The 11,548-nt window shown below is 42.6% G+C and carries 12 protein-coding genes; 2 read left to right on the forward strand and 10 right to left on the reverse strand.

Annotated elements, in window-relative coordinates; translation table 11 throughout:
- Nucleotides 1–23: 23 nt before the first annotated feature.
- From CXF58_RS04035 to CXF58_RS04045, 3 genes are all read right to left on the reverse strand, one after another.
- Complete coding sequence (locus CXF58_RS04035) at nt 24–1,475, reverse strand: 2-oxoadipate dioxygenase/decarboxylase HglS (RefSeq protein WP_416375571.1); 1,452 nt, start codon at nt 1,473–1,475, stop codon at nt 24–26.
- 151 nt (nt 1,476–1,626) lie between these two features.
- Nucleotides 1,627–2,898, reverse strand: a complete 1,272-nt coding sequence (locus tag CXF58_RS04040; RefSeq protein ID WP_102076689.1) for a 2-aminoadipate transaminase — start codon at nt 2,896–2,898, stop codon at nt 1,627–1,629.
- A gap of 254 nt (nt 2,899–3,152) precedes the next feature.
- Nucleotides 3,153–4,109 carry a LysR substrate-binding domain-containing protein gene (locus CXF58_RS04045; RefSeq protein ID WP_102076690.1) on the reverse strand — a complete coding sequence of 319 codons (957 nt, stop codon included), beginning with the start codon at nt 4,107–4,109 and terminating at the stop codon, nt 3,153–3,155.
- Between the two features lie 229 nt (nt 4,110–4,338).
- On the opposite strand from CXF58_RS04045, the gene CXF58_RS04050 reads away from it, so the two are divergent.
- On the forward strand, nt 4,339–4,752 hold the full coding sequence (locus CXF58_RS04050; RefSeq protein WP_102076691.1) for a hypothetical protein: 414 nt from the start codon (nt 4,339–4,341) through the stop codon (nt 4,750–4,752).
- A gap of 141 nt (nt 4,753–4,893) precedes the next feature.
- Here CXF58_RS04050 and CXF58_RS04055 read toward each other — a convergent pair whose 3' ends face one another.
- Complete coding sequence (locus tag CXF58_RS04055; RefSeq protein ID WP_102076692.1) at nt 4,894–5,334, reverse strand: MgtC/SapB family protein; 441 nt, start codon at nt 5,332–5,334, stop codon at nt 4,894–4,896.
- A gap of 291 nt (nt 5,335–5,625) precedes the next feature.
- On the opposite strand from CXF58_RS04055, the gene CXF58_RS04060 reads away from it, so the two are divergent.
- Nucleotides 5,626–6,102 carry a CinA family protein gene (locus tag CXF58_RS04060; protein WP_102076693.1) on the forward strand — a complete coding sequence of 159 codons (477 nt, stop codon included), beginning with the start codon at nt 5,626–5,628 and terminating at the stop codon, nt 6,100–6,102.
- On the opposite strand, the gene CXF58_RS04065 is transcribed toward CXF58_RS04060, so the two are convergent.
- The 6 genes from CXF58_RS04065 to CXF58_RS04090 form a co-directional block, all read right to left on the reverse strand.
- On the reverse strand, nt 6,099–6,779 hold the full coding sequence (locus CXF58_RS04065) for a DUF421 domain-containing protein (protein ID WP_102076694.1): 681 nt from the start codon (nt 6,777–6,779) through the stop codon (nt 6,099–6,101). The two genes, CXF58_RS04060 and CXF58_RS04065, sit on opposite strands and share 4 nt — an antisense overlap.
- Before the next feature lie 232 nt (nt 6,780–7,011).
- Nucleotides 7,012–7,578, reverse strand: a complete 567-nt coding sequence (tehB, locus tag CXF58_RS04070) for a tellurite resistance methyltransferase TehB (protein WP_102076695.1) — start codon at nt 7,576–7,578, stop codon at nt 7,012–7,014.
- A gap of 40 nt (nt 7,579–7,618) precedes the next feature.
- The gene (locus tag CXF58_RS04075) at nt 7,619–8,293 is read right to left on the reverse strand and encodes a glutathione S-transferase (protein ID WP_102076696.1); all 675 of its coding nucleotides are present in this window, start codon (nt 8,291–8,293) and stop codon (nt 7,619–7,621) included.
- Nucleotides 8,294–8,553: 260 nt separating this feature from the next.
- Entirely contained in the window at nt 8,554–9,189 is a 636-nt protein-coding gene (locus CXF58_RS04080) for a hypothetical protein (protein WP_102076697.1), read from the reverse strand.
- 281 nt (nt 9,190–9,470) lie between these two features.
- Nucleotides 9,471–10,055: an alpha/beta hydrolase gene (locus tag CXF58_RS04085; protein ID WP_102076698.1), complete on the reverse strand. Its 585-nt coding sequence runs from the start codon at nt 10,053–10,055 to the stop codon at nt 9,471–9,473.
- A 57-nt stretch (nt 10,056–10,112) separates the two neighbouring features.
- Nucleotides 10,113–11,042, reverse strand: coding sequence for a hypothetical protein (locus CXF58_RS04090; protein WP_102076699.1), 930 nt, complete (start codon nt 11,040–11,042; stop codon nt 10,113–10,115).
- Nucleotides 11,043–11,548: the final 506 nt, after the last annotated feature.

Here is an 11,548-nt window from a genome sequence, read left to right on the forward strand (position 1 = left end):
AGTTCCACTTATCTATCACTGTTTTAGATAACGCGTTTTAAAACTTTACTATTTAGTTGTCCCAAACACGCTTTGAGACTTTGCGCTTGCAGCGTTTGATAAAGTTCAAGCTCATCGTACACCTGAGCGCCCAAAGCATTCTCAAACGCTTCTTTATTAGCATTAATGCCACCACTGCTTTGCTTGCCGCTGTGTTCGTCGTTTTCATTGCCGTTTGCACTGTCGTTTGTGCTGTCGTCATGCAGATTGGACTGAAAAATCCCCGCCGCACTGACGGGTAAAAAATCCTCATAAACGATAGGTTCTAGGCGAATCATTTCTTGCTCAAGTAAATCAGTAACCACTTGCCTTGATATAGAATCATTTATACTTTCTACTTCTAAAGAATGTAGTGTCTGTTCAATGTCAGCAACGACTATATCTGCATCGCTACCAACTGCTTGATAGTAAAAATACGCCAAACCTTCATCATGCAGCGTTTGATAATCATCAGGGAACGCTGCAAATGCACTTTCTAAAACCTGATAATATTCCGAGGCGTTATCGGCATTTGGCGTCACAGCTAACTGACGGCGAGCTTGGCTAAGCAATTGGTCATACAGCGCTCTGCCTTTGGGTGTTAAAGCCACGCCGCGCTGCTCAATCTCACCAAAGCGCGCAGTATGATGCCCCGTTTCATAGCCGCCGTTAGGGTTTTTAAAGCTAACCGCTTCTTCTAACGCTTTAAAACTGGTCTGACGTAATAAAATAGGACATCTCCGTCTCGGTGGCCCTTCTATAATGGCTTTTGGTGGTATGCCTTTTGCTCGCATACCGGCTTGTACCGCATCGATATCTAAGGTTCGAGGCGTCAAATGATTGATATGCGGGCCCTTAAAACCGACGACGTCAGCAATAAGTCCGTGTTGGCTTAATAGTTGCTGATAAAGCCCTTTAGACACGGGTGTTTTGTCATGCCAGCGAAAGGTTTCTAATGCTTCTTTGATAAATTGCTTAGCGTCTTCCGCCGTCAACCCGCCCTGCTCCTCAAAGCGCTTAATTAAATTAATAACGTTATCTGTAAAGATAGTGCGCTTATCCAAAGCAACTATCGCTTCTTGTTTTAATGCTTCATCATCAATCAAATCAAGGCGCAGTAGAGAAGTAAAAACGCGAAAGGGACTTTTATTTAAAGACTGCGTGTCAAGCGCTCGAAAAGCCGTAGAATGCACAGGCACGCCAGCGGGCGCTAAATCATAGTAACCAACGGGATACATGCCCATCACCGCAAACAGTCTGCGCATCATGCTTAGCTCAGCGGCGGTGCCTAATCTAATCGCACCGTGGCGCTCCATATTTAGCCTATCAATCTCTCCGGTGTGCTCAAGTTGCTGCCTAATTTCAGGCTGCTTATTTAATACTTCAGTATTTACCTCGCTTACCAAATCAATGAGGTCACCATATAACGGCACTTCTTTTTGGTACATCTCTGACATGGCGATAGAGAAATCGTGGCGAATATCATCGCTATTGATAAAGGTAGGGTTCACAAGTATGTATCCTTTTTAATTAAGGTATTTTTTAGATAAAAACAGTCGTCTCAGAAACTCTTAGTAACTCACAAAAATTCACAGTAGCTCACAGACACTATAGCTTTGGCATTTCATTAGGAATACCGCTTAGCACCGTTTTTAAAATATCAAGACCTGCTGTTAGGGTTTCAGGCTCAATCGTCAGCGGCGGCAATAAGCGAATAATATGTCGATGCTTACCACTTGGCATCAACAGCAAGCCCTGCTTACGCGCTTGTTTTAAGACATGCGCCATCACACTTGGATGCGTGCCATAAGTTGGGTGACGCAGCTCGATACCACGCATCGCGCCAACTCCTGTCAGTCCATATAGCCATGCAGAAAGGTTTTGCTGCTGCCATTCATTGACGGTATTTTCAATGGTGTTGGCATAATGCTTAGCTGATTGCCAGGCTTCATCGTCCTGCATGATATCCAAAGTAGCATTTGCCGCCGCACACGCCACTGGATTACCTGAATAGGTTCCGCCCAAGCTCCCTTTTGGCAGACCATTCATCACGCCAGCTTTGCCGACTACCGCTCCAAGTGGTAAGCCGCCGGCGATACTTTTACCGAGCAATAGCAGGTCAGGCTCAACCCCTAAATGCATAAAGGCGAAAGGCGTACCTGTGCGACCATACCCCGACTGAATCTCATCCATGATGAGTAAGATGCCATGCTCATCACAAAAGCTGCGTAGATATTGGGCAAACGTCGCGGACAGCAGCTGAAACCCACCCTCACCTTGGACGGGCTCGACGATAATGGCACCGATATTAGCCACATCAGTCTCCACCGCAAATAGACGCTCTAAAGCCGCGATCGCCTGCTGATCGCTGATATCGTTATCAGGACTAGGAAAAGGAATATGGTAGACGCCGCCGGACAATGGCCCTAGCCCGCGCTTATAAGGCGCGACCTTACCATTTAAATTAACCGCCGCCAGTGTACGCCCATGAAAACCACCATCAAAGGCAATCACACCAGTGCGTCCGGTCTGCATACGGGCAATTTTTATGGCATTTTCGGTGGCCTCTGCGCCGCAGTTGGTGAGCATGCCCGCAAGCTCACCTTTAATAGGAATCCATTCACACAGTCTTGGCATAAAGGTTTGGTATGGCAAGTGAGCCGCGGCGTTATAAGCATAATGAATCAGCGACTGCGCTTGAGAGATAATCGCGCTGACGATATGAGGATGGCAATGACCAAGGTTTAAGACCCCAATACCGCCGACAAAATCAATATAGCAACGGTCTTTATCGTCCCAAACTTTGGCATTTTTACCTTTGGTTAAGGTCAGCGGATGCACCATCGTAAAGGCATCAGTGACGTTGTATAGCTGCTCCATGGTGGTCTCTTATCTTCCTTGATGAGAGAGTCATTTGAGCAAACTGCTCCCCTATCAGCAAACGAATAATAGTTGTGATGTCATTCCTTTTTGTCATTGCCATGTTTAACATTGACAAAAAAAACCGGCTCAAGGCCGGTGCGTTGCTGTCTTTTCAAACGGTACTTTTCAAACTTTGCTTTTTAACCTTGTTAATAGCCAAAGGATTAAAAGCTCACAGGGTTAATCACTAAAAAGTTCCAATCTGTTTTACATTACAAGATAAAATCTAAGTCTGGCGTAGGCTCCTTTGACTTAGCAAGATAAGCTGAAATCCATTCTAAAATGACCTTTATTTTATGCGAGTTGCCCATGGCTAAAGGGTAAGACATATAATAAGCTCCCCTGCCTTTTGAGGCATAGCGCCATGCTGTCACCAGAGCGCCTGATTGTAGCTCTGGCGCAACCAAACGCAGTGGCACCAATGCGATACCATAGCCAAGTAATGCCGCCGAAATAGTCGTATGAAAGGTGTCAAAGCGCGGGCCGACAAAGGTACCATCGATACGAATATCCTGCTGTCTAAAATATTCATACCAAGCGCTAGGGCGTGAGCTGAGTTGTAATAACGTGCAATTATCTATATTGCCTATATCACCCATGCATACGGCTTTGTCTGTTAAATAATCCGGATGACAGACGGCCACATTGTACTCGTCAAACAACTTAATCGACTCCATGCCGCCCCAAATCCCATCGCCATATAAAAACGCCACATCGACGTTTTGATCTTCAGAAAAAAACGGCCCAGCTAGCTCTTTAATGGTTAAATTAATCAGTGGATTCGCTGTACCAAAGCCGTTTAATGCAGGCATCAGCCAGCGCGAGCAAAATGTTGGATGCGAGACGATTTTCAGTACTTCTGAATTATCGCTGTTTGACATTAAGCTGGTGGTCGCCGCCTCAATATGTTTGAGGATTTCGAGCACTTCTAAGTAGTAAGTCTTCCCAGCCGGCGTTAAAGAGATGCGATGCGGGGTGCGATAAAACAGCGACAGATTCAGCATTTCTTCAAGCTGCGCGACTTGTTTACTGATAGCGCTTTGCGTCATATGCATCTCTTGCGCCGCATTGGTAAAGCTTAAATGCCGCGCCGCTGTCTCAAAGCATTGTAGCGCTGTGGTCGAAGGATACCTTCTAAAAGCAAGTGGGGTTTTATTATCGGGATTCATAATGTATTTTTTTTAGTTACTTATAAATTATTTTAAAGAATATATGATACACAGATTGACAAACCTTTACCTTTATTCACCTGAATTTTTTAAGTTTCTTTATTATATTTAGGCATACTGTCAGTTTAATTATCAGGTTTTTCAATAATCAAGCATAGACGAATAAACCGCTAATCTGGCTCAATCTTATTATAATCGGACAATCAAAAACAATAACAAGGATATAAAAATGAAAACATCAGTCACGCCTAAAAAGCTGCAAAACAAACTATGGATAGCCTTATTAGCCAGTGTGATTGGGCTTAGCGCTTGCAGCAACGAAAGAGAAGATGCAACGGATGTTAGTACAGAGCCTGACACTGCCGACATGACCACGACCAATGACAACGTCCAGTCTACCGATACGCAAGCTGACGAAATGGCGCCTGTAGCCACTACGACAGACAACGAAACCTCGACCACCACGGCGACCACCTCTACAGACACTACCGCCACCTCTACTGACGCGACCGAGAATGATGGAGATCAAACCTATTATTCTGGCGTAGATGGTACAGAAGATGAAGAAAAAGGCGTTGATGCTGTGGTTGTCAATGAAAACAATCCAAACCTCGATCAAACACCGGCAGAGGGCGTGCAATAAATTTGGGCTTGGCAAACCGCATCGCTATACGCAATAAATAAACCGCACAGCAACAGAGACATAAAATAAGCGAGACCATCATGGTTCTCGCTTATTTTATGTCTAATATCTTTTATCCAATCATATTAAATAGCTTAATTATCAATCTTTGCGCCTATGCTTTGGCTTAAAGGGTTTGGAGAATTGCAAAATGATAAATCCAACGACTGATAGGATAATGGCAATTTCATAGCGCCCATAGGCGACCGAGATACCAATTGCCGCTGTATTCCATAGCCCAGCGGCGGTTGCCGTGCCTTTTGCCCCATTCTCGTTTTTAAAAATAGCCCCACCACCAATAAAACCCATACCAGTTATGATGGCATACATGATACGAGCTTCTGCGTCCGAGCCTTGATAAATATCCATACCTACCAACATAAAAGCGCACGAGGCAATCGTCACCAAAGGAAAGGTTCTGAGTCCCGCACCATTGTCTTCAAGCTCACGATTAAGGGCAATCGGCAGCGACAGTATAAAAGCAATGCCAAGCTGAAAGGCATGGTAGGTTAAAATCTTCATACTGATATCAAATGCAAACATAGCTATCGCCTAAAAGTCCGTTTAAAGGGTCATCAATCTTATTTAAAACCCAGTCTCTTCAGACTAAGTTAAAAACTGCTTACCTATCAAATATTTTATACTATATAAAGATATTACAAGAACTAATCCTAAAGCTAAATAACATTTAGTGAAGAAAGGTAAGTTTTAAAAAACCGTTACGCAAATTCATCAATCCATAAATTGAATAATTACGAGCAAAGTACTGTAATAGTTTAAGTGAATAGTGGTTGTTTTTATTTTACGAGCTTTAATAAAAAAAAGGAGGCAGGCGTGACCGATAGTTGTGCAAAATTACTCGCTGATAAAGGATTGACGGTGGTCTTTATTGAAAGCGCGACCGCGGGCTACTTAGCGCATCTCTTTTCTGTCAGTCCATATTCTGGTGATGTATTGATGGGAGGCCTAGTATGTTATGACGTTTCGATAAAAAAGCAGGTATTAAAAGTACCTAGCCAATTAATTGAGGACTGTACGCCTGAGTCGTTAGAAGTGACGCGTGAGCTGGTCATCAAAGCCAAAAAAATGTTTGAGGCCGACTTACATGTTGCCTGTACGGGGCTATTAAAGCCTGGCGGCTCTGAAACCGAAGAAAAACCCGTCGGCACGTTTTTTTATTGTATCGGCTATCAAGGCGAGATTTATGATTTTCGCAGCCTGTGCCACGGCGCTCCTGAGCAAAAGCTACGCAGTATAAACAGCCTTATTTGCAAAAGTATTATTGAGGTGGTCACCAGTCATACTACTTAATTTACAAACTTGGTTTTGAGCGCTTTCGCCCATCCTTTGGAGTGCTGACAACGCTTGCACCTCTCATTTGCCACTTCGATATATTGTACATAACCGCAGTGCATGCAAGCATAGGGATGACCGCTTTCTAATACCGTTGCTTTTTTAAATTCTTTAGGAAAAATAGGCAGTCCATACTGCGTTTTCTCAGGCTCAAATAATAACACGCTAAAATCACCATCTGTTTCGAGCAACCCTACTTGAACTTGGCCTAAATGACGCACGCCTTTTTGGCGCATTTCTGAAAAGAACTCATCGTGCGACATTTTGCCCTTTTTGACGTCCTCTAAGACCAATAAACCATCCTCGACAATACAAGTCGGCTTACCTTCTAAGATAAGCTCAAAAATTTTGTACCTTGTCGAGCACCAAGTAAAAAACCGATAAAGTAGCAAGACAATACTCATAATAAGCACTGCTTGAATCAGCGGCAAATCTTCTGTAAACATCGGGTCGCCTGCGATAGAGCCCAATGACAAAATAATGGTTAATTCAAAAATAGAGAGTTGGCGGATGCCGCGTTTGCCCGTAAAGCGTAATAATAAAATAATCAGGCAAAACATGATGATAGTACGTATGGCAATTTCTGCCGCAAAAGACCAGGTGGTGTCATAAATAAAAATACTGAACCAATCCATATTATTTTTCCATTATTCTTTTTTATCGTGTTATTTCTCTAAGTATGAGTATATTAAAAAAACGACTGCTCCGCTGTATAGTGCGTTTGTTATTGCTGTATAGGCTTGTAAAATTTTTAATTAAAAAAGGCTGCTAACGCTGTGGTAAATATAGCGCTAACAACCTTGTGAATTGACAGTATGACTAATGTGATCTGATTAAGATTTCTTGTCTAACATCACTTAACATTGCTTAACTGGGCTTACGTGCCAACATGGTAGTAAACTGTAATTGCGCGCCGTTATGCATGGTGCCGACGTCTTCATTATATTTAATCAACTCCCAGCCCTGATACATGTCGCGTAATTGCCCTTCGTTTAGAGTAAACGGGAAATTAACCGGACATGGATAGGCTTGAGTGTTCATGGCACAAACAATCAAATTATAACCACCAGCCAGCGTATGCGCCTGCATATCGGCAATGACAGCGTCAACGCGCGCGGGATCAAGGAACATCAGGGTCACCGTACAGCTGATAAAACCATAATCGGCATCAAGGCTGGCACGATTGATATCGTACACTTCGGCTTTGAGGTTTGTAAGTCCTTCTTGTTCAACAATGTCTTGTAGCATATTGATAGCGCTAGGATTGGCATCTATCGCCGTCACATTAAACCCAAGTTGGTTAAGATATAAAGCATTGCGCCCATTTGAGCAGCCCATATCGAGCGCATCGCACGGCTCAATAATCTGGCACGCTTCTACGACTTCACTATGAGCAGGATTCAAGCCGTAGCGGCTATTGAGATCAACGGTCATGGCAACCTCTTATATGTAATTGAGAGATTTTATCATAGCACTAATGACAATCGATGAAAGCGGCAGGAAAAACCACCACGTCATCTTTTTCTTGCCAGGGCGCAAACTTAGTCATCGCTTGCAAAAAAAGCGGATGGGAGAGCCAGTCTTGTAACCAGCGCTGCAAATTTGGATAAGGTAAATCGTAAAAAACCTTGCGATTCACATGCGCAAATTGACGGACAAACGGCATGATACCGATATCAGCGATGGTTATACTCTCTCCTAGTAAATAAGGATTTTTGATTAATAACTCCTCTAACATTTGTAAAAAAGCTTCACCCCGTTGTCGATACTCTGCTTGGCTCATCTCAAGATGCCGGTCGGCGTATTTATAGCGATCGAGCCAATATTTAAACTCATTGTCGTTTTTATCAATCAGCGTATTTGCTTGTGGCAGAGTCTGGGCAGCAAGCAACCCTTGCGCATCTTGCTGTTCAAGCGCCCATGTCATTATCTCTCTACTCTCTTCAATCACTGTGCCATTTAAAAGCTGCAGCACAGGCACCGTACCTTTGGGGCTAATCACGAGCATTTGCGGCGGCTTATTTTTTAATGTTATCTCGCGCAGCTCGACCTGCAGCCCCGCAAACAACAACCCAAGACGAGCGCGCATGGCATAAGGACAGCGACGAAAAGAATACAGATGAGGATAAGGGGAAGTCAAGGGAGTCATAGAGAGGTTTCGCAGTTTGATTAATCTTTATCGTTTTAGGCTTAAAAGTTATTATGTATAGCTTGGCTTATCATAACAATGACCACACTTGCCTTCAATGGTAGGCTTTAATTTTAAAAATTTTTACTTAATACAAAAAAGCCTCGCTATCATAAAAGGATAGAGAGGCTTATGTTTAAGATGATTTTTAATATGACATTTAATTTAAAGCAATGTAAGGATAGTTTTTTGAAATAATGATTTTATTTTTGCTTAGGTTATTACACACTTTTAGATTTTGGTAAGTCGTACGCGATTCTCTCGACCTCTTTATCTTGCAGTTCCATAATCAAGCAATAGCCTTTTATAGCGCCATCGTACGGCACGTTAGATCCACGCTCTTGATAATGCGTGCGGATACGCTCTTTAATAATGCTTTTACGCGCAGCGTCATCCAGTTTGGCAAATCCGCTTGGCAAATCTACCTGAGTCCAAAGTGCAGCGCCCCAACGAGACAACCAATTGGCGTTGTCATCAAACTTAAAATCAACATCGGCGTATAAACGATATCGAGGTTGCGGCGCAGCACCCTGTGCTATTTCATCTTTAATCTGAGCAATATCTTCTGCAAATGGCTCATAAGGCAAATCGAGTACCGAAAATAACTTTGCTAAAAACTCTTCGGCGCTAAAGTATTTATCCATATAGCTGCCGTCAAGGCCAAGATGCTTATTGGACAGCACATGACGCAGGCGTTCGCAAGCAGGCATGGTATGCTTTAGTGGGTAACCCATGGTTTTGACAATATATTGCGCGCGATATTCTAACGTATCTATTTGCGCGATGACGTATTGTGCGAGAGGATGGCACGGCTGAAAACGGCGGGTAAATTTGGATGGCTGGGCAGATTGGCTCATGATGATGAAGACCTTATATTCCTATAACTCCGACGAAAAAGTATAAAATCAGGCACAAATGAGGATGTCGGAGTACAGGCTCATGCGCTTTACCAGGATTGTTTTATATCGTGCTGGAAGTTGCAAGGTTTGTACGCTGCCACCAATTGCAATCATGATGATTTGCAATAAATGACGAGGACAAAACTGTTAAACCCACGATAGTTTATTCAATGATGATAGCACATCAGCCCATAGAAAATAAATACGCGATCATGACTTCTTTTTAATCAGCAAATATCCTAATCTTCACCATGATACGTCGCCTCATCCATCCAAACGATAGGGTCTTCACACAGATGTACCAAGTGATACCAAATATCACTACTGCGAGCGATACGGTGATGACCGCCGTCAAAATAATCGACTTCCCAGCTATCCGGCAGATTAACCAAAGTTCGCCTAGCGACCGCCACATCCAAGCTTTCATCGTCGACTTCCACCATCACTCGCATCATCTCAGTATTTGAGGTCGGAAACGACAATTTCATATCGGCTACGGCGGGAATACGATCCGCTAAAACATCACTTGGATAAATACACGGCGCAATTAAGAGCGCCCGCAAGTTATATTTATGGGAAAAATGATTGGCAAACCAAGCGCCAAGCGAATGCCCTGCCAACACCACGCGTGGATACTCTTGCATTTTTTCTTGAATTAAAGCATCGTAAATCTTAAAAATTTCTGCAAAATTTTCGCGGTAATTGACCGTTTGACAATATTTCGGCTCGCGCTTGATACACGTGTATTTACTGGTCTCGCAACTTGAATCGAGACCATGGAAAAACAGTAAAAACGTGTCGTTATTTTCGATAGGAAACATCATAGCTTTCTCCTTTTATCATTATTTTTTAGTATTATTTTTAATAATTTTATCTATTGTTTAAACCGCTTTTTGATTGGCAATTTGCGCTTGGTATAAACACAAAATCTCCTCACAAGCCTGCATTGAGAGATTCTTTGCAAAGCCCTTACCAAACCAAAAATCATAAACCGCTTGGATAATGGATTTTACCGCCTCAGCATCTTTTGGTTTTTGCGCTGTTAATTTACGCGCAATATCTTTTGCTTGAATATCGGACTCATTGTAGGGCGCACTCCAGCCTACACAATAGCGATAGAGCACATCATTAATAGCCAAGATAAATATAGCGTCAGCCACGCCATACTGTTCAATAAATTGCTCTAACATCGAACAGCGCTCGTCATAGAGTAAAGGCTCTATCGGCATCTCATTGCGCTCAGTCACATACTCACTGCTCACTACGTGCGAGGGCTTGCTAAAATCCTCCCACAGCAATGGATAAGATCCGCCAATTCCGCCCTTCTCCACCACATTAAAGCGCCAAATGCCATAATGCGTATCAATGCCTTTGGTATCAATGCCCTTATAAGGCACATCGATAAACCACTGCATCAGCGCATCGCTATCATAAATGACATGCGTACTGCCAATACGCACCGCTTGTTTCGGTAAAACGTCCGTATATAAATACTCGATATCATCGCTATAAAGTTTTGCCTTTTCTACGTTTTCAGCACTGACATCACCGAGCTTAGCCCTTGCCTCACCTATGTTTCGGCACAGCCGAAACGGCGCGACAAAGCTCAAGGTATCATCGGTATTATTGACAAAATATACATCATCTTCATAATTGTTTATCGAAACCGTCTCAAGATAAAATAATGGGCTTTTACGTACCCGCCCTTTCTCATCATTCGCCAATGCCGTTATTCCAGATAGTTTTGCGCCATCCGACCACTGCACATTGTCTATACGTTTTTGCTCAAATTGATAGGTTAACTTTGTCATCGTTTTATCCTTATTATTTTGGCATCCAGTTTTGATTTTTGATTGCTTATCGCATTATTTTCTATATTTTTATTTCGTATTTTCTTTGGATTCTTTTAAGCGCAATTTTAAGCCAGCCGAGTCTGTTCGCCATTTGCTTAAATAACGTTATTGGCTATAAAATTAGTGAAGTTAATTGGTTTTATAATGTAAGATTGGGTGTTTTTTATAATTGTTTAGCCGTAGTTTCTCATTATCGTCGCGCTATTTTTTAGCGTTATAAATTTTAAAAAACTAACATTAACAGGTGTTTTTCTGTTCAGTTATTTTGCTTATTAATCAATATTTTTTTGGGGGTTTAGGTTTGGATTTGTGCAGGCGTGATTGTTTAGGATTAAACGAAAATAACATTATTCAAAATGTTTGCTAAAGACAACTCAGTTAAAAAGTGAAGCGTTGCGCCCCGAGGGTTAACGGTTTGTCCTGTTATTTTTGCCTGACTCAATAACTATAATATAAAAACTGAT

Source organism: Psychrobacter sp. Sarcosine-02u-2 (assembly GCF_002836335.1).
GTDB lineage: Bacteria > Pseudomonadota > Gammaproteobacteria > Pseudomonadales > Moraxellaceae > Psychrobacter > Psychrobacter faecalis.

What these genes read in the sequence shown, in the direction of transcription:
- CXF58_RS04035 (WP_416375571.1), bottom strand. Translation starts at nt 1,475, where the DNA reads ATGTCAGAGATGTACCAAAAAGAAGTGCCGTTATATGGTGACCTCATT.
- CXF58_RS04040 (WP_102076689.1), bottom strand. Translation starts at nt 2,898, where the DNA reads ATGGAGCAGCTATACAACGTCACTGATGCCTTTACGATGGTGCATCCG.
- CXF58_RS04045 (WP_102076690.1), bottom strand. Translation starts at nt 4,109, where the DNA reads ATGAATCCCGATAATAAAACCCCACTTGCTTTTAGAAGGTATCCTTCG.
- CXF58_RS04050 (WP_102076691.1), top strand. Translation starts at nt 4,339, where the DNA reads ATGAAAACATCAGTCACGCCTAAAAAGCTGCAAAACAAACTATGGATA.
- CXF58_RS04055 (WP_102076692.1), bottom strand. Translation starts at nt 5,334, where the DNA reads ATGTTTGCATTTGATATCAGTATGAAGATTTTAACCTACCATGCCTTT.
- CXF58_RS04065 (WP_102076694.1), bottom strand. Translation starts at nt 6,779, where the DNA reads ATGGATTGGTTCAGTATTTTTATTTATGACACCACCTGGTCTTTTGCG.
- tehB (WP_102076695.1), bottom strand. Translation starts at nt 7,578, where the DNA reads ATGACCGTTGATCTCAATAGCCGCTACGGCTTGAATCCTGCTCATAGT.
- CXF58_RS04075 (WP_102076696.1), bottom strand. Translation starts at nt 8,293, where the DNA reads ATGACTCCCTTGACTTCCCCTTATCCTCATCTGTATTCTTTTCGTCGC.
- CXF58_RS04080 (WP_102076697.1), bottom strand. Translation starts at nt 9,189, where the DNA reads ATGAGCCAATCTGCCCAGCCATCCAAATTTACCCGCCGTTTTCAGCCG.
- CXF58_RS04085 (WP_102076698.1), bottom strand. Translation starts at nt 10,055, where the DNA reads ATGATGTTTCCTATCGAAAATAACGACACGTTTTTACTGTTTTTCCAT.
- CXF58_RS04090 (WP_102076699.1), bottom strand. Translation starts at nt 11,042, where the DNA reads ATGACAAAGTTAACCTATCAATTTGAGCAAAAACGTATAGACAATGTG.